General features: G+C 45.8%; 21 protein-coding genes, 2 tRNA genes, 1 pseudogene and 1 riboswitch. Of the genes and pseudogenes, 23 read left to right on the top strand and 1 reads right to left on the bottom strand.

Features of this window, described 5'->3' with window-relative positions:
- From OVA33_RS10910 to OVA33_RS10940, 7 genes are all read left to right on the top strand, one after another.
- Window positions 1-780 carry an enoyl-CoA hydratase gene (locus OVA33_RS10910; protein WP_017418311.1) on the top strand — a complete coding sequence of 260 codons (780 nt, stop codon included), beginning with the start codon at window positions 1-3 and terminating at the stop codon, window positions 778-780.
- A 13-nt stretch (window positions 781-793) separates the two neighbouring features.
- A complete protein-coding gene (locus OVA33_RS10915) occupies window positions 794-1,567 on the top strand; it encodes an electron transfer flavoprotein subunit beta/FixA family protein (protein ID WP_007408121.1) in 774 nt (257 codons plus the stop codon).
- A gap of 31 nt (window positions 1,568-1,598) precedes the next feature.
- Window positions 1,599-2,576 carry an electron transfer flavoprotein subunit alpha/FixB family protein gene (locus OVA33_RS10920; RefSeq protein WP_021494410.1) on the top strand — a complete coding sequence of 326 codons (978 nt, stop codon included), beginning with the start codon at window positions 1,599-1,601 and terminating at the stop codon, window positions 2,574-2,576.
- A 208-nt stretch (window positions 2,577-2,784) separates the two neighbouring features.
- A complete protein-coding gene (locus OVA33_RS10925) occupies window positions 2,785-4,275 on the top strand; it encodes an alpha-N-arabinofuranosidase (protein WP_063636766.1) in 1,491 nt (496 codons plus the stop codon).
- Window positions 4,276-4,427: 152 nt separating this feature from the next.
- Window positions 4,428-4,742, top strand: coding sequence for a thioredoxin (trxA, locus tag OVA33_RS10930; protein ID WP_003152560.1), 315 nt, complete (start codon window positions 4,428-4,430; stop codon window positions 4,740-4,742).
- 142 nt (window positions 4,743-4,884) lie between these two features.
- Complete coding sequence (uvrC, locus tag OVA33_RS10935; RefSeq protein WP_017418307.1) at window positions 4,885-6,657, top strand: excinuclease ABC subunit UvrC; 1,773 nt, start codon at window positions 4,885-4,887, stop codon at window positions 6,655-6,657.
- Between the two features lie 61 nt (window positions 6,658-6,718).
- A riboswitch (Lysine riboswitch) is annotated at window positions 6,719-6,898 on the top strand.
- Between the two features lie 125 nt (window positions 6,899-7,023).
- On the top strand, window positions 7,024-8,253 hold the full coding sequence (locus tag OVA33_RS10940) for an aspartate kinase (RefSeq protein ID WP_014418576.1): 1,230 nt from the start codon (window positions 7,024-7,026) through the stop codon (window positions 8,251-8,253).
- A 46-nt stretch (window positions 8,254-8,299) separates the two neighbouring features.
- On the opposite strand, the gene OVA33_RS10945 is transcribed toward OVA33_RS10940, so the two are convergent.
- Window positions 8,300-8,746, bottom strand: coding sequence for a YslB family protein (locus OVA33_RS10945; protein WP_007612940.1), 447 nt, complete (start codon window positions 8,744-8,746; stop codon window positions 8,300-8,302).
- 296 nt (window positions 8,747-9,042) lie between these two features.
- On the opposite strand from OVA33_RS10945, the gene sdhC reads away from it, so the two are divergent.
- The 16 genes and pseudogenes from sdhC to hsdR all read left to right on the top strand — a co-directional run bounded on the left by sdhC (window position 9,043) and on the right by hsdR (window position 22,425).
- Window positions 9,043-9,651 (top strand): succinate dehydrogenase cytochrome B558, encoded by a 609-nt coding sequence (gene sdhC, locus OVA33_RS10950; RefSeq protein ID WP_003152571.1) that lies wholly within the window; start codon window positions 9,043-9,045, stop codon window positions 9,649-9,651.
- A gap of 33 nt (window positions 9,652-9,684) precedes the next feature.
- Entirely contained in the window at window positions 9,685-11,445 is a 1,761-nt protein-coding gene (gene sdhA, locus OVA33_RS10955; RefSeq protein ID WP_003152573.1) for a succinate dehydrogenase flavoprotein subunit, read from the top strand.
- 2 nt (window positions 11,446-11,447) lie between these two features.
- Window positions 11,448-12,206, top strand: coding sequence for a succinate dehydrogenase iron-sulfur subunit (sdhB, locus tag OVA33_RS10960; RefSeq protein WP_003152575.1), 759 nt, complete (start codon window positions 11,448-11,450; stop codon window positions 12,204-12,206).
- Between the two features lie 59 nt (window positions 12,207-12,265).
- Window positions 12,266-12,703 carry an acyl-CoA thioesterase gene (locus OVA33_RS10965; RefSeq protein ID WP_012118126.1) on the top strand — a complete coding sequence of 146 codons (438 nt, stop codon included), beginning with the start codon at window positions 12,266-12,268 and terminating at the stop codon, window positions 12,701-12,703.
- A 120-nt stretch (window positions 12,704-12,823) separates the two neighbouring features.
- The gene (gerE, locus tag OVA33_RS10970; RefSeq protein ID WP_003152579.1) at window positions 12,824-13,048 is read left to right on the top strand and encodes a spore germination transcription factor GerE; all 225 of its coding nucleotides are present in this window, start codon (window positions 12,824-12,826) and stop codon (window positions 13,046-13,048) included.
- A gap of 186 nt (window positions 13,049-13,234) precedes the next feature.
- A pseudogene (locus OVA33_RS10975) lies at window positions 13,235-13,674 on the top strand (MarR family winged helix-turn-helix transcriptional regulator).
- 7 nt (window positions 13,675-13,681) lie between these two features.
- Window positions 13,682-14,500, top strand: a complete 819-nt coding sequence (gene racE, locus OVA33_RS10980; RefSeq protein ID WP_012118125.1) for a glutamate racemase — start codon at window positions 13,682-13,684, stop codon at window positions 14,498-14,500.
- A gap of 105 nt (window positions 14,501-14,605) precedes the next feature.
- A complete protein-coding gene (locus OVA33_RS10985) occupies window positions 14,606-15,691 on the top strand; it encodes a GerMN domain-containing protein (protein WP_014418573.1) in 1,086 nt (361 codons plus the stop codon).
- Window positions 15,692-15,800: 109 nt separating this feature from the next.
- On the top strand, window positions 15,801-16,538 hold the full coding sequence (gene rph / locus OVA33_RS10990) for a ribonuclease PH (RefSeq protein ID WP_007612934.1): 738 nt from the start codon (window positions 15,801-15,803) through the stop codon (window positions 16,536-16,538).
- A gap of 11 nt (window positions 16,539-16,549) precedes the next feature.
- Window positions 16,550-17,146 carry an XTP/dITP diphosphatase gene (locus OVA33_RS10995; RefSeq protein ID WP_087920775.1) on the top strand — a complete coding sequence of 199 codons (597 nt, stop codon included), beginning with the start codon at window positions 16,550-16,552 and terminating at the stop codon, window positions 17,144-17,146.
- Window positions 17,147-17,161: 15 nt separating this feature from the next.
- Window positions 17,162-17,671 (top strand): YfcE family phosphodiesterase, encoded by a 510-nt coding sequence (locus OVA33_RS11000; protein ID WP_017418304.1) that lies wholly within the window; start codon window positions 17,162-17,164, stop codon window positions 17,669-17,671.
- A 113-nt stretch (window positions 17,672-17,784) separates the two neighbouring features.
- A tRNA-Arg gene (locus tag OVA33_RS11005) sits at window positions 17,785-17,858 on the top strand.
- 124 nt (window positions 17,859-17,982) lie between these two features.
- Window positions 17,983-18,056, top strand: a tRNA-Arg gene (locus OVA33_RS11010).
- Window positions 18,057-18,181: 125 nt separating this feature from the next.
- Window positions 18,182-18,670: a hypothetical protein gene (locus OVA33_RS11015; protein WP_050556567.1), complete on the top strand. Its 489-nt coding sequence runs from the start codon at window positions 18,182-18,184 to the stop codon at window positions 18,668-18,670.
- Window positions 18,636-19,007: a hypothetical protein gene (locus OVA33_RS11020; protein ID WP_017418303.1), complete on the top strand. Its 372-nt coding sequence runs from the start codon at window positions 18,636-18,638 to the stop codon at window positions 19,005-19,007. The genes OVA33_RS11015 and OVA33_RS11020 overlap by 35 nt, the downstream gene beginning before the upstream one ends.
- A 211-nt stretch (window positions 19,008-19,218) precedes the next feature.
- Window positions 19,219-22,425 carry a type I restriction-modification system endonuclease gene (gene hsdR / locus OVA33_RS11025; protein WP_017418302.1) on the top strand — a complete coding sequence of 1,069 codons (3,207 nt, stop codon included), beginning with the start codon at window positions 19,219-19,221 and terminating at the stop codon, window positions 22,423-22,425.
- Window positions 22,426-22,476: the final 51 nt, after the last annotated feature.

Consider the following 22,476-nt stretch of genomic DNA (forward strand, 5'->3'; position numbering starts at 1 on the left):
ATGAACAGCCTTTCGATGGCGGTAGAACAATCTGTTGCGGTGATCACCATTAATCATCAGCCGGCCAACGCGCTGTCCGGTGCGGTTTTAGATGAGTTGTCCGGTCTGTTCGACCGGTGTGAAACAGATGACAGCGTCAGAAGTATCATTATTCGCGGTGAGGGAAAATTTTTCTCGGCGGGCGCCGATATAAAGGAATTTACGTCGCTTGAAAATCTTGAGCAATCTTCTGCCATGGCGGATAAAGGCCAGCAGCTGATGGAAAGAATTGAAGGGTTTCCGAAGCCCGTTATCGCAGCGATTCACGGCGCTGCGTTCGGCGGCGGTCTTGAGCTAGCCATGGCCTGCCATATCAGAATCGCTACATTGGATGCAAAGCTCGGCCTGCCCGAGCTGAATCTCGGCATTATTCCGGGCTTTGCCGGGACGCAGCGGCTTCCCCGGTACGTCGGTACGGCGAAAGCGCTTGAAATGATCGGCACTTCAGAACCTGTGACCGGAGAAGAAGCGCTCAGCCTCGGCCTTGTCACGATAGGCGCCGAACATGAGGAAGAGCTGCTGCAAAAAGCGAAAACGCTCGCGGGCAAGTTTGCGGAAAAAAGCCCGCAGTCAATGGCTTATCTGCTTGAGCTCCTTTATTCAAACAAGATCTATTCTTATGACGGCGGCTTAAAGCTTGAAGCAAAGCGCTTTGGGGAAGCATTTGCATCAGATGACGCAAAAGAAGGCATTCAGGCATTTCTCGAAAAAAGAAAGCCTCAATTCGGTGGGCGAAGATAAAGGGGATAAGATTATGAATCTATTTGTACTGATGAAACGGACGTTTGACACAGAAGAGAAAATCGTCATTGAAGCAGGAAAGATTCAGGAGGACGGAGCCGAATTTATCATTAATCCGTATGATGAATACGCCATTGAAGAAGCCATTCAGCTGAAAGAAGAGCACGGCGGAACCGTTACCGCCGTAACCGTCGGCGGAGAAGATGCGGAGAAAGAACTGAGAACCGCCCTTGCGATGGGCTGTGACCAGGCGGTGTTAATCAATATTGAAGATGATCTGAGCGATCCTGACCAATACTCCATTTCAACTATCTTATATCATTATTTCAAGGATCGCGAATATGATCTGATTCTCGGAGGAAATGTCGCGATTGACGGCGGTTCCGGCCAAGTGGCTCCAAGGCTTGCCGAACTGCTGAACATTCCTTGCGTCACAACGATTACAAAACTGACAATCAGCGGCGATGAAGCTGTGGCAGAGAAAGACAACGAAGGGGATACCGAAATCATTAAAACCTCACTTCCTTTAGTCATCACGGCACAGCAAGGCTTAAACGAGCCGCGCTATCCGTCGCTTCCGGGCATTATGAAGGCGAAGAAAAAACCGCTGGAAGAACTTGAGCTCGATGATCTCGATATTGATGAAGATGATGCCGCACCGAAGCTCAAAACGATCGAACGTTTTCTGCCGCCGCAAAAAGAAGCGGGCAGACTGATCGAAGGAGAAGCCGCTGAGCAGGCGAAAGAGCTTGTGTCACTGCTGAGAAAAGAAGCCAAAGTCGTATAAACCGATATTAAAGAAACTGGGGGATGTCAGAATGGGAAAAAAAGTGATCGTACTCGGAGAAATTCGTGACGGCGCCTTACGGAACGTCACCTTTGAAGCCATAGCCGCAGGCAAAACCATTTCCGGCGGAGGAGATGTCATCGGCGTGCTGATGGGAAAAGGCGCGGCTGATGCAGCATCAGAACTCATTCAGTACGGCGCCGACAAAGTATTTACGGCCGATGCGCCGGGGCTTTCTCAGTATACGGCGGACGGATATGCCGCGGTTCTCGGGGATTTGATCGAAAATGAAAAGCCTGATGCGGTCATTTTCGGCCACACTTCTATGGGAAAAGATTTGTCGCCTAAGCTTGCGGCCCGGTTTGAAACGGGGCTGATTTCAGACAGCACGGATGTAAGCGTTACCGGAGACAACATCGTTTTTACAAGACCGATCTATTCCGGCAAAGCCTTTGAACAGGTGATTTCAACCGATCCTTTCATTTTGGCGACAATTCGGCCGAATAATATTCAGGCATTAGAAAAAGACGCGAACCGGACGGGTGATATTGAAGAGCTTGCGGCGCCTCCGGCAGATTTGCGGACGGTCATTGAAGAAGTAGTCAAAAAAACGGCGGACGGCGTGGATTTATCAGAAGCGAAAATTATCGTAGCAGGCGGCCGCGGTGTAAAAAGCAAAGATGGATTTGAACCGTTAAAAGAACTTGCCGAGGTGCTCGGAGCAGCGGTGGGCGCTTCGCGCGGCGCGTGTGACGCGGACTACTGCGACTATTCTCTTCAAATCGGCCAGACGGGAAAAGTTGTCACGCCGGATTTGTATATCGCCTGCGGCATTTCCGGAGCGATTCAGCATTTGGCGGGCATGTCAAACAGTAAGGTCATCGTTGCCATTAACAAAGACCCGGAAGCGGAAATATTTAAAATAGCGGACTACGGAATTGTCGGCGATTTGTTCGAAGTGGTACCGCTTCTGACCCAGGAATTTAAAAATGCCAATATTCATTCATAATCAAAACCCTCTGGCTTATTTGTCAGAGGGTTTTGATTTGTGTTAATTAGTTCGTACAAATTACAGATTAATAAAACAATAGATTGACATGTACGAACCAATGTAATAAGCTTTTGTAAAGCGCTTACAAACTTATCCATTCAGCATACATCCCAGATAGATCGGCTCTAGTGCTTTCATTCTTATTAAGGGGAAGGAATGATCAAGTTTGTCTCACAATACGGCAGTCATTCAAACTGATATCACACGGGGAACCATTAATAAAAACATATACGGACATTTCGCGGAACACCTGGGAAGAGGCATATATGAGGGCATCTGGGTCGGAAAAGATTCCGATATTCCGAATACCGGAGGGGTCAGGACGGATGTCGCCGCCGCCCTCAAACAGCTTCAGATTCCCGTCCTCAGGTGGCCGGGCGGCTGTTTTGCTGATGAATATCATTGGGCAAACGGTGTAGGGAAACGCAAAACCATGCTGAATACCCATTGGGGCGGGACGATTGATTCTAATGAATTCGGCACGCACGAGTTTATGATGCTTTGTGAACTGCTCGGATGTGAACCGTACATCGCCGGAAACGTCGGCAGCGGAACGGTTAAAGAAATGGCTGATTGGATTGAATACATGACGTTTGAAGCAGGCACGCCGATGTCCGACTGGAGAAAAGAAAACGGGCGGGAAAAACCGTGGAAGCTGAAATATTTCGGAATAGGAAATGAGAACTGGGGCTGCGGCGGAAACATGCATCCTGAGTATTATGCCGACCTTTACAGAAACTTTCAAACCTATGTCCGCAATTACAGCGGTAATGAAATCTATAAAATTGCCGGCGGCGCGAATGTCGACGATTACCGCTGGACTGAAATTTTAATGAAAAAAGCCGCTGATCTCATGGACGGGCTGAGCCTGCATTATTACACAATACCGGGCGACTTCTGGAAGGGGAAAGGATCAGCGACGGAGTTTACGGAAGATGAATGGTTCATCACGATGAAAAAAGCGGCGCATATGGATGAATTGATCACAAGGCACAGTGCCATCATGGATCAGTACGATCCCGAAAAAAGAGTCGGGCTGATCATTGATGAATGGGGCACGTGGCTTGACCCTGAGCCGGGCACGAATCCGGGCTTTCTGTATCAGCAGAATACGATCCGCGACGCCCTTGTCGCCGCCGCGCATTTTCACATTTTTCATCAGCACGCAGACCGCGTACAGATGGCCAATATCGCGCAAACCGTCAACGTGCTTCAGGCAATGATCCTGACAGAAGGGAACGATATGCTGTTGACGCCGACGTATCATGTGTTTGATATGTTTAAGGTGCACCAGGACGCATCTCTTTTGGCGGCAGAAACAAATGCAGCCGGGTACGAATGGAATGACGGCCGGCTCCCGCAAGTCAGCATTTCAGCGTCCAAACAGCAAAACGGAGACATACATATCAGCATTTGCAATATCGATCATCTGCAAAAAGCTGACGTGAAGATTGAACTGCGGGGCATGAAAAAGACAGGGGCGCCTTCGGGAACGATTCTGCACGCGGAAAAAATGAATGCCCACAATACATTCAGCAGTCCGGAAAACGTCAAACCGAAGCCGTTTTCCGGGTTTGCTCAAAAGAGCGGAAAACTTGAGGCGGAGCTTCCTCCGATGGCGATTGTATTAATCACGCTGCCTGCGGGTCCATCTTAAGTTTTGAACGCCCGCCGCCCGGTTATAATACACTGTATAAATAAGATTATTTCCGGCGGGTTCGGGAGAAAATAATATAAGCATTAAATTAGCATGAACGAATGGGAGATGCTATACTAAAAATCATCATTTGACAATTGGAGGAATAACAAATGGCTATCGTAAAAGCAACTGATCAATCGTTCTCAGCTGAAACAAGTGAAGGTGTCGTATTGGCTGATTTCTGGGCTCCTTGGTGCGGACCTTGTAAAATGATCGCGCCCGTTCTTGAAGAGCTTGATCAAGAAATGGGAGACAAACTGAAAATCGTCAAAATCGACGTGGATGAAAACCAAGAAACTGCCGGTAAATACGGCGTCATGAGCATCCCGACACTTCTCGTGTTAAAAGACGGAGAAGTCGTTGAAACATCTGTCGGTTTCAAACCGAAAGAAGCTCTTGAAGAGCTTGTAAACAAACATCTGTAAGCCGAAAGCTTCCGTTACGGCAGGGCGATTCCTTTGAAAGGGAATCGCCTTTTTTGATCTTCCAAAAGCTGAAAATGGAGAAAAACAAATGTTCGTGATACACTGAATGGACACGAGAAATGAATGTAAGGAAGGGTAACGTATGAATAAACAACTGAAAGAAAAGCTGGCCCTCCTTCCCGATCAGCCGGGCTGTTATTTAATGAAAGACCGTCAAAAAACAGTCATCTACGTGGGGAAAGCGAAAGTCTTGAAAAACAGGGTGCGATCTTATTTCACCGGTTCTCACGACGCAAAAACCCAACGGCTTGTGACGGAGATTGAGGACTTTGAATATATCGTGACTTCCTCCAATCTTGAAGCGCTTATTTTGGAAATGAATCTGATTAAAAAATACGATCCGAAATACAATGTCATGCTGAAAGATGATAAAACCTATCCCTTTATTAAAATCACCCATGAACGCCATCCGCGGCTGATTGTCACCCGGAATGTCAAAAAAGACAAAGGACGCTATTTCGGCCCGTATCCGAATGTGCAGGCGGCGCGGGAAACGAAAAAACTGTTGGACCGCCTTTACCCGCTCAGGAAGTGCTCAAAGCTTCCGGACCGCGTCTGTCTTTATTATCATCTCGGACAATGCCTCGCCCCATGTGTAAAGGATATATCTGAGGAGACAAACCGCGAGATTGTTGAAGACATCACCCGTTTTTTAAAGGGAGGGCATAACGAAATCAAAAAAGAGCTCGAAGCGAAAATGGCAGAAGCGGCGGAAAAGCTTGAATTTGAACGGGCTAAAGAATTCCGCGACCAGCTTGTTCACATCGAATCGACGATGGAGAAGCAAAAAATGACCATGAATGACCTTCTGGACCGCGATGTGTTTGCATATGCCTACGATAAAGGCTGGATGTGCGTCCAAGTCTTTTTCATTCGCCAAGGAAAACTGATCGAACGCGACGTCAGCATGTTTCCGATGTATCAGGAAGCGGATGAAGAATTCCTGACCTTCATCGGCCAGTTCTATTCCAAAAACAATCACTTTCTGCCTAAGGAAATTCTGGTGCCTGACAGCGTTGACAGGGACATGATCAGCGAGCTGTTGGAAACCGCCGTGCATCAGCCGAAAAAAGGCCCGAAAAAAGAGCTGCTTTTGCTTGCGCACAAAAATGCGAAAATTGCTCTGCGGGAAAAATTCTCGTTAATCGAGCGGGATGAGGAACGGTCGATCGGTGCAGCCGAACGGCTCGGCGAAGCGCTGAATATTTACACGCCGCATCGGATTGAAGCGTTTGACAACTCCAATATTCAAGGCACAAACCCCGTATCGGCCATGATTGTCTTTATTGACGGAAAACCGAATAAAAAGGAATACCGCAAATATAAAATTAAAACCGTAACAGGGCCGGATGATTACGGCTCAATGAGGGAAGTCGTCAGAAGAAGGTACACGAGGGTGCTCCGCGAAAATCTTCCGCTGCCGGATTTAATCATCATTGACGGCGGAAAAGGGCAGATTAACGCGGCGCGCGACGTGCTCGAGAATGAGCTCGGCCTTGATGTCCCGGTAGCGGGATTGGCGAAAGATGATAAACACCGAACATCGAACCTTTTGATCGGCGACCCGCTTGAACCGGTGTTTCTGGAGCGGAACAGCCAAGAGTTTTACCTGCTTCAGCGTATTCAGGACGAAGTTCACCGTTTTGCGATCAGCTTTCACAGACAGATCCGGGGAAAAAGCGTCTTTCAATCCGTTCTGGATGATATCCCCGGAATCGGCGAAAAACGCAAAAAAATGCTCTTAAAACATTTCGGATCTGTCAAAAAGATGAAGGAAGCAAGCCTTGACGATATCAAAAAAGCCGGTGTGCCGGCCGCGGCGGCCCAGCTGCTGTTTGAAAAATTGAAAAAATAGTATTGTGCTTTTCTGAAAAATCTGCTAGAATGTGAACTAATTTCATAAGATCGTGTTATATGGTGAAGATAGAGGTGCGAACTTCAATAGTAAGCCTTTGGAGAATGATGGATTCTGCGAAAAAGGCTGAAAGGGGAGCGTCGCCGAAGTGTATCACATCCCATCGGTGTGATTTGCTGGCCTTGCATTAAATAAATGTAAGGCTGTCAAGAATTCATTTTCTTGGAGGGCTATCTCGTTGTTCATAATCAATCGTAATGATATGAAAAAGCAATGAGAGCTATTCCTCTCATTGCTTTTTTTATTGTGGACAAAACGCTCTTTTCTCCTCACCCGCACGAACCAAAATGTAAAGGGTGGTCTAGTATGGGTCTTATCGTACAAAAATTCGGAGGCACTTCCGTCGGCTCTGCCGAAAAAATTCAAAATGCTGCAAATCGCGCCATTGCTGAAAAGCAAAAAGGCCATGATATCGTAGTCGTCGTTTCGGCAATGGGAAAATCAACCGACGCGCTCGTTAACCTCGCGGCTGAAATCACATCTGAACCAAGCAGACGCGAGATGGATATGCTTTTGTCAACGGGAGAGCAGGTCACGATTTCCCTTTTGGCCATGGCGCTTCAGGAAAAAGGATATGGCGCCGTCTCTTATACGGGCTGGCAGGCGGGTGTCCGCACGGAAGCCGTTCACGGTAATGCGAGAATTACGGATATTGATATTACGGCGATTCGTTCGCAGCTTGCAGAAGGCAAAATCACAGTCGTTGCCGGTTTTCAGGGTGTAACGGAAGACGGCGGCATCACGACGCTCGGACGGGGCGGTTCCGATACGACGGCGGTCGCTCTTGCAGCAGCGCTGGAAGCGGATAAATGCGACATTTATACAGATGTTCCGGGCGTATTTACGACAGATCCGCGGTATGTCCGGTCAGCGAGAAAACTGGCGGGAATTTCTTATGATGAAATGCTGGAGCTTGCAAATCTAGGAGCGGGTGTTCTTCACCCGCGGGCGGTTGAGTTCGCGAAAAACTACCAAGTGCCTTTGGAAGTGCGGTCAAGCACAGAGCATGAAGCGGGAACATTAATTGAGGAGGAATCATCAATGGAGCAGAATTTAATCGTCAGAGGAATTGCATTTGAAGACCAGATCACAAGGGTGTCCGTTACGGGTCTTGCAAGCGGACTGACAACACTTTCAACAATCTTCACCGCGCTGGCAAAACGAAACATCAACGTTGACATTATTATTCAGACACAGTCGGACGATGGGGAAGCGGATATTTCTTTCTCAGTGAAAACGGAAGATGCCGCGCAAACGGTCGCCGTGCTTGAAGAATATAAAAACGCGCTTGACTATGAAAAAATTGAAACCGAAAGAAAACTGGCGAAAGTCTCTATTGTCGGGTCGGGCATGGTTTCAAATCCCGGCGTCGCCGCGGACATGTTTGCCGTACTGGCGGAAAAAAATGTACAAGTCAAAATGGTGAGCACATCTGAAATAAAAGTATCAGCGGTTGTCAGCGAAAATGATATGGTGAAAGCGGTCGAAGCGCTTCATGATGCGTTTGAGCTTTCTAAACAGCCGTCTGCCGTATAAACGGGCAGGCAAAAAGGCGGGACTTGGAGTCACCGCCTTTTTTCAATTATACAGGGTCCTTCATATCCCATTTTACGGTCAGGACGACTTTATCCGCTCTCTTTTTTACCTGTTCATAAGATTCTGCAATCTGATCGTTCATCAATTGAATCTGTTCGGCTATAAAACCGGCTTCAAGCTGAAAACAAGGCTCTTTCTGATGTTTGAGCCTGCTGGATACGAGCGGTCCTTCCAGTTCAAATTCCAGTTCTTGTTTTTTTGATCCTGCGTTTGTCAAAGTTCCCCAGCCGGCTTTTTCAAAAAAGGCGGGGATTTCTTCCCACGATTGAAGAGGAAATTTGCGGGCGAGGCGTTTTCCCGCCCAATACATCATCGATGAATGTTCCGGGCCGAGGATATCCGGAAGCACGATTTCCCGGATTAATTCGTAGCCGTATGCGCTGACGTCGAGTTCAGTTAAAGGTTCTAAAGCTGCTTCATAATTATTCTTCATATTATGTATTCCCCTCTCTCCTTCGTTTATTATAGCTTAAACAGGGGGGAGGATTACAGGATGATCCTATAAAACAAGCGAAAAAATGTGAGAAAGATATCGCAGGAAAATAAAATTTTCCCTCCAGATAATCAATTCCGAAAATTATAATTTATGTACACGTTTTCTTGACGCCCTTTTGAGGGAGGAGTAAAATGAAATTGTCAATAAATTTTAATAAAGTGCTTACAATTGAAACGAAGTGGGGGCAGAGATTTTAGTACATTTCGCACTTAAATCAAACAGGGGGTAAAGTAATGTCTGGGAACAGAGAGTTTTATTTTCGAAGATTGCATTCCTTGCTCGGTGTTATTCCGGTCGGCATCTTTTTGATCCAGCATTTAGTCGTCAACCAATTTGCCGCAAGGGGAGCGGATGCGTTTAACAAGGCGGCCGGCTTTATGGACAGTCTGCCGTTCAGGTATGCGTTAGAAATTTTTATTATTTTCTTACCTTTAATTTATCATGCGGTTTACGGTGTGTACATAGCATTTACTGCGAAAAACAACGCTGGCCACTACAGTTATTTCAGAAACTGGATGTTTGTGCTTCAGCGTGTCACTGGTATTCTCACCCTTATTTTCGTCAGCTGGCATGTATGGCAGACGCGGATTGCCGCGCAGATGGGCGCTGAAGTCAACTTCGATATGATGGCGAATATTCTGAGCTCGCCGTTTATGCTCGGCTTTTACATTGTAGGCGTTTTATCGGTCATTTTTCACTTTTCAAACGGCTTATGGTCTTTTGCGGTCACATGGGGGATCACGGTCACGCCGCGTTCTCAAAGAATTTCGACTTACGTGACGCTGATTATATTTTTAGCGCTTTCATATGTAGGTTTAAAAGCGATTTTTGCGTTTGTGTAAGAGAACTAGATTACTAGAGGGAGAGGGGCTATCATGAGTCAATCAAGCATTATCGTAGTCGGCGGGGGTCTTGCCGGCCTCATGGCGACAATTAAAGCAGCGGAATCAGGCACGGCCGTTAAATTGTTTTCCATCGTTCCGGTCAAACGCTCTCACTCGGTCTGCGCGCAGGGCGGGATAAACGGAGCTGTCAACACAAAAGGGGAAGGAGACTCTCCGTTTGAGCATTTTGATGACACGGTATACGGAGGCGACTTTTTGGCAAACCAGCCTCCTGTAAAAGCGATGTGTGAAGCGGCGCCGTCCATTATCCACTTATTGGACCGCATGGGGGTTATGTTTAACAGAACGCCGGAAGGGCTTTTGGACTTCCGCCGTTTCGGGGGTACACAGCATCACAGAACCGCATACGCGGGAGCGACGACGGGTCAGCAGCTTCTTTACGCACTGGACGAGCAGGTGCGCAGATATGAAGTGGCGGGTCTCGTCACAAAATACGAAGGCTGGGAATTCCTCGGCGCCGTTCTTGACGATGAGCGCACGTGCCGCGGTATCGTAGCCCAAAATCTGACCAATATGCAAATCGAGTCATTCCGTTCTGACGCCGTTATTATGGCGACGGGAGGACCCGGAATCGTATTCGGAAAATCAACAAACAGCATGATCAACACGGGATCTGCCGCATCAATCGTTTATCAGCAGGGCGCTTATTATGCAAACGGCGAATTTATCCAAATTCACCCGACAGCAATCCCGGGGGACGATAAACTGCGTCTGATGAGTGAATCGGCGCGCGGCGAGGGCGGAAGAGTCTGGACGTACAAAGACGGAAAACCTTGGTACTTCCTTGAGGAAAAATATCCGGCTTACGGAAACCTCGTGCCGCGGGATATTGCGACACGTGAAATCTTTGACGTGTGCGTGAATCAGAAACTCGGCATCAACGGAGAAAACATGGTGTATCTCGATCTGTCGCACAAAGATCCGAAAGAGCTTGACGTTAAGCTTGGCGGCATTATCGAAATCTATGAAAAATTCATGGGCGATGACCCGCGCAAGCTTCCGATGAAAATTTTCCCTGCCGTTCACTATTCAATGGGCGGACTGTGGGTTGATTATGATCAGATGACAAGCATCCGCGGACTGTTCGCGGCGGGAGAATGTGATTATTCAATGCACGGAGGAAACCGTTTAGGGGCGAACTCTCTGCTTTCCGCCATCTACGGAGGAATGGTGGCCGGACCGAATGCGGTGAAATATGTTTCCGGACTTGAAACATCAGCGGAAGACCTGTCTTCTTCATTATTTGATTCCTATGTGAAAAAAGAAGAAGAAAAATGGGCCGATATCATGAAGATGGACGGCGACGAAAATGCCTACGTGCTTCACCGCGAGCTCGGAGAATGGATGACGGCCAACGTCACGGTGGTCCGCCACAACGACAAACTTTTGAAAACGGATGACAAGATCCAAGAGCTGATGGAACGCTTTAAGAAAATCAATATCAACGATACGACAAAATGGAGCAACCAAGGGGCGATGTTCACCCGCCAGTTCTCCAATATGCTTCAGCTTGCCAGAGTCATCACGCTCGGCGCATATAACCGAAATGAAAGCCGGGGAGCGCACTATAAACCGGATTTCCCTGAAAGAAATGACGATGAGTGGCTCAAAACGACGATGGCTAAACATGCCGGTCCGTTTGAAGCTCCGGAATTTGAATATCAGGATGTCGATGTATCACTGATTGCGCCCCGTAAACGCGACTACTCGAAGAAGAAGGTGGCGAAATAATCATGAGTGAGAAAAAGATACGGTTTATCATTACACGTCAGGATACGCCCGAAAGCGCGCCATACGATGAAGAATTCGAAATCAATTACCGCCCGAATCTGAACGTGATTTCCGCCCTGATGGAAATCCGCAGAAATCCCGTGAATGCAAAAGGAGAGAAAACCACTCCGGTCGCATGGGACATGAACTGTCTTGAAGAAGTATGCGGCGCCTGCTCCATGGTCATCAACGGGAGACCGCGCCAGTCATGTACGGCGCTGATTGATAAGCTGGAACAGCCGATCCGTCTGAAGCCGATGAAAACATTCCCGGTTGTCCGTGACCTTCAGGTTGACCGCAGCAGAATGTTTGATTCACTGAAAAAAGTGAAAGCATGGGTGCCGATTGACGGGACTTATGATTTGGGGCCGGGGCCGAGAATGCCGGAAAAACGCCGCCAGTGGGCATATGAATTGTCTAAATGCATGACATGCGGCGTCTGCCTCGAAGCCTGCCCGAACGTCAACAGCAAGTCGAAATTCATGGGGCCTGCCCCGATGTCGCAAGTCCGTCTGTTTAACGCCCATCCGACGGGCGCGATGAACAAAGCAGAACGTTTAGAAGCGTTAATGACAGACGGCGGCCTCGGAGATTGCGGGAATTCACAAAACTGTGTGCAATCCTGCCCGAAAGGCATTCCGCTTACGACTTCAATCGCTGCTTTGAACAGAGATACCAATTTACAAGCATTCCGTAATTTCTTCGGAAGCGACAGAGTATAAGAAAGAGAAAAAGAGCCTCTTCCGTACGGGAGAGGTTTTTTTATAAGGAGCTGAAGATGATGAAACAACCGCAATATATTGATATTCCGTTTGAAGAATGGAGACAGTCGTTTTCTTTCTTTACTGAAGTATCGGTTCGTTTTTCAGAAACGGATATGTTCGGCCATATGAATAATGTAACCCCTTTCATCTATTTTGAAGAAGCACGGATCGCTTATTTTAAACAGCGGGGCATAACGGCGCAAAACTCGGAAACGATGACGGTCGTCGCAAGCCAGCAGTGCGACTATATGCGTCAGGTGATGCCGTATGAAAATCTGCGGATTTATGTGAAAGCAAGCGCTGCCGGAAATGCGTCCGTCACCCTTCATTACCTTGGAGAAAATGAGTCGGGCCTGCCGTGCTTTACAGGTTCCGTCGTTATGGTTCAAGTGTCGAAGAAAAGCGGCAAAGCGGTCAGCTGGACGGAGCGGGAGAAAGGCATTCTGCTCGCCTGAACGGATAACTATTTCTCTAAGAGACGTCACCTCCGAAGCGCCCTTTACATATGATATCTTGACTATATAAACCCATTCGTTTCAGATTCGCTCTCACCTTAGCAAGGAGGGTTACAATACTTGAAGGAGAAAGATTTTCAATCAAAGCCGCTGCTGACCAAAAGAGAAAGAGAAGTATTCGAATTGCTCGTTCAAGACAAGACAACAAAGGAAATTGCAAGCGAGCTATTTATCAGTGAAAAAACTGTACGGAATCACATTTCAAATGCCATGCAGAAGTTAGGTGTGAAAGGGCGTTCGCAAGCTGTTGTCGAGCTTCTTAGAATGGGTGAGCTAGAGCTCTGATTCTTGCCGGTTTTCCTTCTTTTCGAGAAGGAGCCGGTTATTTGCGTTGGCGCCCGGGCTGATGGGCATGCGGTGAAAATCCCGGTTTTTCCTTTTTCTCCGTCAGTCTTGCATTTTCTTAAAAAAAGAAGGAAAATAGACACGGAGCGCATAGCCCAGAAAGATCCTTGAGTGAGGGATGGACAAATGACATCAAAATCTGTAGAGCATGTTGCGGATATCGAAAAATCACTCCGCCATATCGCTGCGATCATTAAACAAAAAGGAAGAGAAATCCTTAACCAATATGCAATTACACCGCCGCAATTCGTGGGGCTTCAATGGCTTTATGAATTGGGGGATATGACAATAGGCGAATTATCAGCCAAAATGTATTTGGCTTGCAGCACGACGACGGATCTGATAGACCGCATGGAAAAAATAAGCTTGTCGAGCGGGTCAAAGACCCGGCTGACAGACGGGTCGTCAGAATTCATCTTCTCGCTGAAGGAGAGCGCATTATCCAAGAAGTGATTTTGAAAAGACAGGCTTATTTGCGGGATATGTTTGCGACATTTTCCGAAGAAGAAACAGCCGCTTTCGAAAAATCATTATTGAAACTGCAGCATGAAATGAAAAGAAAATGAGGCGATTTTGTTGGAACAGCCGATAGGAGTCATTGATTCCGGGGTTGGCGGGTTAACCGTTGCTAAGGAAATCATGAGACAGCTACCGAAGGAAAATATCATCTATGTGGGAGATACAAAACGCTGCCCGTACGGCCCGCGTCCTGAAGAAGAAGTTCTTCAATACACGTGGGAAATGACCGATTACCTGCTGGAAAACCACCATATCAAAATGCTCGTGATCGCCTGCAATACGGCCACAGCCATTGCCTTGGAGGATATTCAGCGCAAAACGGATATTCCGGTTGTCGGCGTCATTCAGCCGGGTGCGAGAACGGCGATAAAGGTCACGAAAAACCAGCATATCGGCGTCATCGGCACGGTCAATACCATTAAAAGCAGAGCGTATGAGCAGGCGCTGCTCGGGTTAAACGCAGAACTTCAAGTTGAGAACACGGCTTGTCCGCTGCTCGTGCCGTTTGTAGAAAGCGGACGGTTTCTTCAGGAATCAGCGGAGGAAGCGGTTGAAGCATCGCTTGAGCCTTTAAAAGGTACATCAATTGACACCTTGATTTTAGGATGTACGCATTATCCGATTTTAAAAGATCCGATTCAGAACTATATGGGGGAGCATGTGAAAATCATTTCCTCCGGAGACGAGACGGCGAGAGAAGTGAGCACCATCTTGTCTTATAAAGGTTTGTTAAACCAATCGAAACATGCACCGGAGCATCAATTTCTTACAACGGGAGAGCGGAACGGCTTCGCAAAAATTGCCGAAGACTGGTTCGGCCACGAAATCGGCCATGTCGAGTGCATCTCCCTTCAAGAGCCGGTCAGAAAATAAATCAAAAAACCCGCTGTTTACGGCGGGTTTTTTTGCGCTTCCCGGTCTATTTCCCGGACAGGGCTCGTATACATCATAGTACAAACAGCCTTAGGAGGGAAAAGTATGCTGAAAAAAGGACCTGCAGTCATTGCTGCAACATGTCTTACTTCGGCTTTTGTGTTATCTGGATGCGGTTTGTTTCAATCCGATAAAACAGCCGGGGAAATTGACCCGCCTCAAGACATTTCATATGTAAAGGATGAAGCGGGAATTCAGGCAAAACCAAAGCAGTCAGAGAAAAACGGCACTTCTAAAGCCGACCAGCCGGCCAATACAGTCATGCGAGAGCTGTATCTGATTGATAAAAACGGCTATGTCGCAGCACAGACACTGCCTCTTCCGAACAGTGAGGGAACCGCAAAGCAGGCCCTTGAGTATTTGGTTCAGGGAGGGCCTGTGTCAGAAATCCTGCCGAACGGCTTCAGAGCGGTGCTCCCTGCGGATACGACGGTAAATGTCGATATTAAAAAAGACGGCACTGCCGTCGCTGATTTTTCGAAGGAATTTAAAAACTATAAAAAAGAAGACGAACAAAAAATCCTGCAATCGATTACATGGACGCTTACCCAATTCAGCTCAATAGATAAAGTCAAAATCAGAATCAACGGGCACGAGCTGAAAGAAATGCCTGTGGGCGGCACGCCGATTACGGGCGACTTAAGCAGAAAAGACGGGATTAATATTGAAACGGCCGGAGTGAATGATCTGACAGACACCCATCCGCTGACTGTATATTATCTGGCGGAAACAGAGACAAGCGAATACTACGTGCCTGTCACAAAGCGGATTGACAATTCGGAAACAAATGACATCACCGCTGCCGTTGAACAGCTCGCTGACGGACCGGGCAAAGCAAGCGGGCTTTTGACGGACTTTAATAACGATGTTAAGCTTCTCAGCAAGCCGAAAGTGAAAGACGGCCAGGTTACACTGGACTTTAACAGCTCTATTTACGGAAGCGCCGACGAAAAAACAAAAATGGTATCATCGGGCGTACTGGACAGCATCGTTCTCACGTTAACCGAACAGCCGTCGATCAAAAGTGTTTCTATAAAAGTAAATGGAAAATCAGAACTGGTGAATGAAAAAGGAGAATCCCTTTCAAAACCTGTTTCGAGGCCGTCACAAGTGAATACGGGTAGTTTTTAATTTGCGATTTTTGATATACTAGTAAAAAAGAGGTTAGCGTTCCGGCTGCCTCTTTCTTTATTCACAATCCGGAACAAAAGGTTTATGTACATATAATCGGAGGTAAAATATGAGACACGACGGAAGACAGCACGATGAGCTGCGCCCTATCACATTTGATTTGGATTTTATCACTCACCCGGAAGGCTCTGTTTTAATTACAGCGGGAAATACGAAGGTCATCTGTAATGCATCTGTGGAAGACCGGGTGCCGCCATTTTTACGCGGCGGAGGAAAAGGCTGGATCACAGCGGAATACAGTATGCTTCCCCGCGCGACGAATCAAAGAACGATAAGAGAATCTTCAAAAGGAAAGGTCTCCGGCAGAACGATGGAAATTCAGCGGCTGATCGGGCGCGCGCTCCGGGCCGTCGTTGATTTGGAGAAGCTCGGCGAACGCACGATCTGGATCGACTGTGACGTCATTCAAGCCGACGGCGGAACAAGAACGGCTTCCATTACGGGCGCCTTCTTGGCGATGGCCATTGCGATCGGCAAACTCGTAAAAAGCGGCGTTATCAAAACCTCTCCTGTGACAGATTATCTCGCGGCCATTTCTGTCGGGATGGATAAAGAAGAAGGCCTTCTTTTGGATCTGAATTATGAAGAGGATTCGGCGGCTGAAGTCGACATGAATATTATCATGACGGGAAGCGGACGTTTTGTAGAGCTTCAAGGGACGGGCGAAGAAGCCACATTCTCCCGCGAAGATTTAAACGGACTGTTAAGCCTTGCTGAAAAAGGAATCCAGACGCTTATTCAAAAGCAAAAAGAAGTGCTGGGAGAAACATTGCCTGAACTGAAATAAGAAAGAGAGGCCTGATCACCGTGAAAGAAGCCATTATTGCGACACACAATCAGGGAAAAGTGAAAGAATTCAAGGAAATACTCGAACCGAAAGGCTACAGCGTCTCTTCTTTGGCGGAAATCGGATTTACGGAAGAAATTGAGGAAACCGGACATACCTTTGAAGAAAACGCCATCTTAAAAGCGGAAGCCGTGGCAAAAGCCGTAAACAAAATGGTCATTGCAGACGACTCCGGTTTATCGGTGGACAACCTTGGAGGCAGACCGGGCGTTTATTCGGCCCGTTATGCCGGAGAAGCAAAAGATGATAAGGCGAATATGGACAAGGTGCTGTCAGAATTAAAAGGCATCGAAAAAGAGCAGCGCACGGCCCGTTTCCGCTGCGCCCTTGCCGTCAGCATGCCGGGGCAGGAAACAAAAACGGTCGAAGGTCATGTTGAAGGGTATATTGCGGAAGGACCCGAGGGGGATAACGGGTTCGGCTATGATCCCATTTTTATTGTAAAAGATAAAGATAAAACCATGGCCCAGCTGACAAGCGCTGAGAAAAACAAAATCAGCCACAGGGCTGAGGCGCTCAAGAAACTGTCAAAGCTGCTTGATTCATAAGGGGGAGCGTATGCAATGAAAGTGCTGATAATAAGTGACAGTCACGGCCTTGAAGATGAGCTGGAGACGATTGCAAAGCGGCACGAAGACGAAGCGGATCTGATGATTCATTGCGGTGATTCAGAGCTTGACGCCGCACATCCGGCGCTTACGCCGTATCACACGGTAAAAGGCAATTGCGACTTGGGCGGCGGGTTTCAGGATGAACTCCTTCTGGACGCCGGTTCAAAGAAAATTCTGGCCGTTCACGGGCATCTTCACGGCATTAAACAGTCACTTTTAACTGTTTTTTACCGGGCGGAAGAGCTTGGGGCGGATATCGTCTGCTTCGGCCATTCACATATTGCCGGGAGTGAAGAGCTTCGGGGCAAGCTTTTGATTAATCCGGGCAGCATCCGTCTTCCGAGAGTCCGCAATGTGAAAAGCTATGCCATTCTTACTCTTACAGAAAGAGAAGGCGCCGTGACATTTTACGACGAAACGGGTCGGGAATTGAAGGACTTGGGGAATACAATCAGTTTTTAACAACTGATGGGGGAGATTTCATTCTTCCCCATCAAAAGTTTTTAAAAAAATATTGACTTATGATTTGAACCTGTATATAATAAATCTTGTCGCTGATACATAAAGCAAAAGCTGTCCCAGTAGCTCAGCTGGATAGAGCAACGGCCTTCTAAGCCGTCGGTCGGGAGTTCGAATCTCTCCTGGGACGTACAAAAAAAGAGCTGGTGACATCAGAGTGAAAACTGATGCCGCTGGCCTTTTTTATCGGATGACTATATTGTCAATTCGCTGATATCATGGTAAAATGATCAGCAGAACAATTTGATTTTCATGTCCCAGTAGCTCAGCCGGATAGAGCAACGGCCTTCTAAGCCGTCGGTCGGGAGTTCGAATCTCTCCTGGGACGTATCAAAGTAAACCCCGTCAAATCAACCTTCTATATCGTTTAGTGAAACGGTCAGTATAATGGTCACGTAAGAAATTACACCTGTTATTGGCTTATATCACTTTCGGTATAGGAGGTTTTTTGTTGTGACCAAAAGAAAAGGATTATTAGATGTTGATGTGGATGTAAAGGGATTATTAAATGGATTAACCATTACTAGTACTAGTTCCACCGCTCCAAAAGAAAAAATAAAACAATTTGAGGTCTTGGATGACTCAATGTTGGTTTCTGATGTTCTCGAAACCAACACTAGGCAAATGAAGGTGAGCGGGAATAGAAGCCGTACAATAAGCGATTATGTCCTCCATGTAGAGTATTTTCAGAGTGGAACAAACGTAAACCATGTTGCTGATATTACAGCCGATACGGTCTATAAGTGGCTAGACAGTATGAATGTAAGCAATCAAACCAAATTAACACGATTGAAATGTCTAAAAGCCTTCCTCTCCCGCTGTTTTGATAACGGTTGGATTGAAATAAAATTTTGGAAAACGATTAATATAAAGGTCGATCAAAAGGTTAAAGAAGGGGATGCAGAGCGTGAAGTTATGTATTGCTCTCTTTATTGGACTTAAGCAATTTCATTCAGCTGAGGGATGCTACAGCTTTCCTATCATAAATGAGAATGAAGCTGACTATGTGCTGAAGCGTAAGGTAAATATCATGAAAAAGGCTGAGAAACATCACGAGCAAAGGCTTCAGGAATACAAGGAACAGAATATTAGATTTGCCACTGAGGAGGAGGAAGTATTTATTAGACTCTTCTACACGCAGCAAGAACTTGAAGATATCTTTGCTGGCTATGACTTGGGAGTTAAGAGGTTACACTTGCAGAATCTATATATGGAGCGGATGCGGCAATTATTCGATTTATATAACCTAAAAGGCACAAACTTTGTAGGAGTCTCTTAATTGAGGCTCTTCTTTTTATCGATCAAATCTGATGTCGCAGCTCCGATATTTAAACAATAACTAATAAAACCCGTCTTTTATTCACTTGGTTAAAGAATGAACCTAAACTAAGGAGCAGAGTAGAAAAAAGAGCGATACATATTATTCCTAATTTTTGCATGATTATAGTATAATAGACACAAACAACCTTTTAGGAAAACCGGTGATAACAATGAGTGGCAACTTTTCATTTTTTCAAGGGAAATGGGATGTACTTGCTAACTTGGGAGAGACAGCTGAGAGAAATGTATATCATGACCCCCATACAACAGTAATGAAACTGCGATTGTTCGCTGAAACACTAACTAAATTTATTCTTGCCGCTGAAAATATTAAAGAGGCATATGGTACAACGCAAGTGGATCGCATTAACACTTTGCGTCGGGAAAGGTTACTTGAGCCTGAATTAATTGATATATTAGAGGCTCTTCGTCGCAAAGGGAATGTAGCGATGCATGAAGCGGATTATGGAAAAGTAGAAGAAGCAAAGGCTTTGTTGCAATTAACGTTCCGCTTGTCCATTTGGTTCATGGAGGTATATGGTGATTGGGATTTTCAAGCACCAGAGTATACAGAACTTCAAGAACAAACAGAACAGAGTACAGAAACACTTCAGCGAGAATATGAGGAGAAAGTCAAAAAACTTGAAGAAGAATTAGAGGCAATTCGTCGACAGGCGGAAGTGGAACAAGAAGAGGTAAAAATCGAGCGTAAAAAAATATCCAAAAACTTTATGCGTCGACAGCAATTAACTGAAGCCGAAACGCGTACGATTATTGATGGAAAACTACGTGCTGTTGGATGGGAAGTAGACACAACTGTACTCAATCATCAAAAGAACGGAACGCTGCCAGAGAAAAATCGAAACATGGCAATTGCTGAATGGAAGGTCAATGGCGGCAGGATTGACTATGCGTTGTTTATTGGCTTAAAGCTTGTTGGCTTTATTGAAGCTAAGGCAAAAAAGAAAACGATTCCTGGCGCATTAGAAAGTCAAACAAAAGTGTATGCAAAAAATGCGGCACAAGTCGAAGATGAAGTCATCACACCTACAACAGGTGAATATAAGGTGCCGTTCTTATACGCAACGAACGGCCGACCATACTTGAAACAACTTCAAGAAGAGTCGGGCATCTGGTTTTGGGATTCACGTAAACCGTTAGAACATGCTCGCCCATTAGAAGGCTGGCATTCACCTGACGACTTGCAGCTTCTTCTTAGTCAAGATGATAAGGATGCGAATAAACGATTAGAAGAAGAGGATATTACGAAGTTTGGTTTGCGTCATTATCAGCAAAGAGCGGTACTTTCCGCTGAAGAGGGATTAAAAGAAGGGCAACGAAGAATGCTTATTGCGATGGCAACTGGAACTGGGAAAACTCGTACAGCTATCGCCCTCATGTATCGCTTAATTAAGTCCAAAAAATGTCGTCGTATTCTTTTCCTTGTAGACCGTAATTCGTTAGGAAAACAGACAGAGGATGCACTTAAGGATACAAAAATTGAAGGCTACTCATTTGCTGATATATACGATGTGAAGTCTTTAGAAGACATGTCTCCAGAAGTTGAAACGAAGGTGCAAATTGCGACGGTGCAGGGAATGGTTAGAAGACTTTTCTATAGCGATAACGAAAAGCTTCCAAGTGTCGGGCAGTATGATTTCATCATTGTAGATGAAGCACATCGTGGCTATACAAGTGACAAAGAAATGTCAGAGGAAGAATTGAAATTCCGTGACCAAAATGATTATATTAGCCAATATCGACGTGTAATTGATTATTTTGATGCGGCATGTTTAGGACTTACTGCAACACCAGCTCTTCATACAACAGAGATTTTTGGTATGCCTATTTTTAAGTATTCTTATAGTGAAGCGGTTCTGGATGGCTACTTAGTTGACCATGAACCACCATATCTGTTTAAGACAGAACTTTCACAAGTCGGCATTACTCTTGAAAAAGACGAAGAAGTTGAAGTGTATGATGTTGATAAAGGCGAGATTCAACTAGAAAAAATGGAAGATACCATTCATTTTGAGGTTGAGCAGTTTAATAAACGGGTAATTACTGAACCTTTTAATCGGGCGGTTCTAAACAAACTGGTTGAATACATTGATCCGACAGGAAAAGAGAAAACTCTTATCTTTGCAGCCACTGACCAACACGCAGATTTGGTTGTTCGGTTATTAAAGGAAGCCTTTAAAGAACGTGGCGATGAAATTGAAGATGATGCTATTATGAAAATTACTGGCTATATCTATAAGCCATTAGATGCCATTAAAAGGTTTAAGAACGAGCGGCTGCCAAATGTCGTTGTAACGGTTGATTTACTCACCACAGGCATTGACGTTCCTCCAATAACAAATCTAGTATTCTTACGGCGTATACAGTCTCGTATTCTTTATGACCAAATGCTTGGACGTGCAACCCGTCTTTGTCCCGACATTGGAAAAACACACTTTAACATTTACGATGCAGTGGGCATCTACGATAAATTGCAAAGCTATACGGAGATGAAACCTGTTGTAAAGAAACAAAATTACAGTATCGTTGAACTATATGAATCACTTGCCAATGCTACTGCAGAAGATGAAGCTTCGTTTTATCGTAACCAATTGGCAGCGAAAATTCAGCGTCGCAAGCAAAGGCTGAATGAAGAAGGAAAACAAAAGTTTGAAGAATTGTCGAATGGAAAAAATGTGGATGAGTGGGCGAAAGAAATTCAGTTATATACTCCGCAAGAAGCAAAACAGCACAACATGTTATTTGAATATATGGAAGCCTATCGGGTAAAAGGCGAGAAACGATATATCTCCAACAAAGAGGATGAAGTAACAGATGTGGTTCGGGGATATGGTGAAGGAAACAAGAGACCAGAAGATTATTTAGAAGGTTTCGTTCGTTTTATCCAAGAAAATATTAATGAAATTCCCGCTCTTCATCTTATTTGCACACGACCGAAAGATTTAACAAGGCAGGATTTACGAGAACTTATTACCATTCTAGAAACGAAAGGCTTTAAGCAATCGCATTTGCAGACAGCTTGGAAGCAGACAAAAAATGAAGACATTGCAGCAGACATTATTAGCTTTATTCGCCAAGCTGCATTAGGTGAAGCACTAGTTGCCCATGAAGCACGTATTAAACAAGCGATGCAAAAAGTGTATTCACTGCATGATTGGACTCCAAGACAGAAGAAATGGTTAGAGAGAATAGAAAAGCAATTACTTAAAGTGCCTGTATTAGCACCGACTGCAGAAGAGGCATTCTCGGAAGAACCATTTAAAACTCCGGGCGGCTATAAATTGCTGAAGCGGGAGTTCGGTGACTATATTGATACGGTTGTTACCACTATAAATGAGAACCTTTATATTAGTTAACAATGTGCCTCTTCATAGGGGCACTTTTTCAGTTATAATAGATAAGTTACT

Source organism: Bacillus sp. KICET-1 (assembly GCF_027721405.1).
Taxonomy (GTDB): domain Bacteria; phylum Bacillota; class Bacilli; order Bacillales; family Bacillaceae; genus Bacillus; species Bacillus velezensis.

Coding starts and splice junctions, on each gene's coding strand:
- OVA33_RS10910 (WP_017418311.1), top strand. CDS start 1: ATGAACAGCCTTTCGATGGCGGTAGAACAATCTGTTGCGGTGATCACC.
- OVA33_RS10915 (WP_007408121.1), top strand. CDS start 794: ATGAATCTATTTGTACTGATGAAACGGACGTTTGACACAGAAGAGAAA.
- OVA33_RS10920 (WP_021494410.1), top strand. CDS start 1,599: ATGGGAAAAAAAGTGATCGTACTCGGAGAAATTCGTGACGGCGCCTTA.
- trxA (WP_003152560.1), top strand. CDS start 4,428: ATGGCTATCGTAAAAGCAACTGATCAATCGTTCTCAGCTGAAACAAGT.
- uvrC (WP_017418307.1), top strand. CDS start 4,885: ATGAATAAACAACTGAAAGAAAAGCTGGCCCTCCTTCCCGATCAGCCG.
- OVA33_RS10940 (WP_014418576.1), top strand. CDS start 7,024: ATGGGTCTTATCGTACAAAAATTCGGAGGCACTTCCGTCGGCTCTGCC.
- OVA33_RS10945 (WP_007612940.1), bottom strand. CDS start 8,746: ATGAAGAATAATTATGAAGCAGCTTTAGAACCTTTAACTGAACTCGAC.
- sdhC (WP_003152571.1), top strand. CDS start 9,043: ATGTCTGGGAACAGAGAGTTTTATTTTCGAAGATTGCATTCCTTGCTC.
- sdhA (WP_003152573.1), top strand. CDS start 9,685: ATGAGTCAATCAAGCATTATCGTAGTCGGCGGGGGTCTTGCCGGCCTC.
- sdhB (WP_003152575.1), top strand. CDS start 11,448: ATGAGTGAGAAAAAGATACGGTTTATCATTACACGTCAGGATACGCCC.
- OVA33_RS10965 (WP_012118126.1), top strand. CDS start 12,266: ATGAAACAACCGCAATATATTGATATTCCGTTTGAAGAATGGAGACAG.
- OVA33_RS10985 (WP_014418573.1), top strand. CDS start 14,606: ATGCTGAAAAAAGGACCTGCAGTCATTGCTGCAACATGTCTTACTTCG.
- rph (WP_007612934.1), top strand. CDS start 15,801: ATGAGACACGACGGAAGACAGCACGATGAGCTGCGCCCTATCACATTT.
- OVA33_RS11000 (WP_017418304.1), top strand. CDS start 17,162: ATGAAAGTGCTGATAATAAGTGACAGTCACGGCCTTGAAGATGAGCTG.
- hsdR (WP_017418302.1), top strand. CDS start 19,219: ATGAGTGGCAACTTTTCATTTTTTCAAGGGAAATGGGATGTACTTGCT.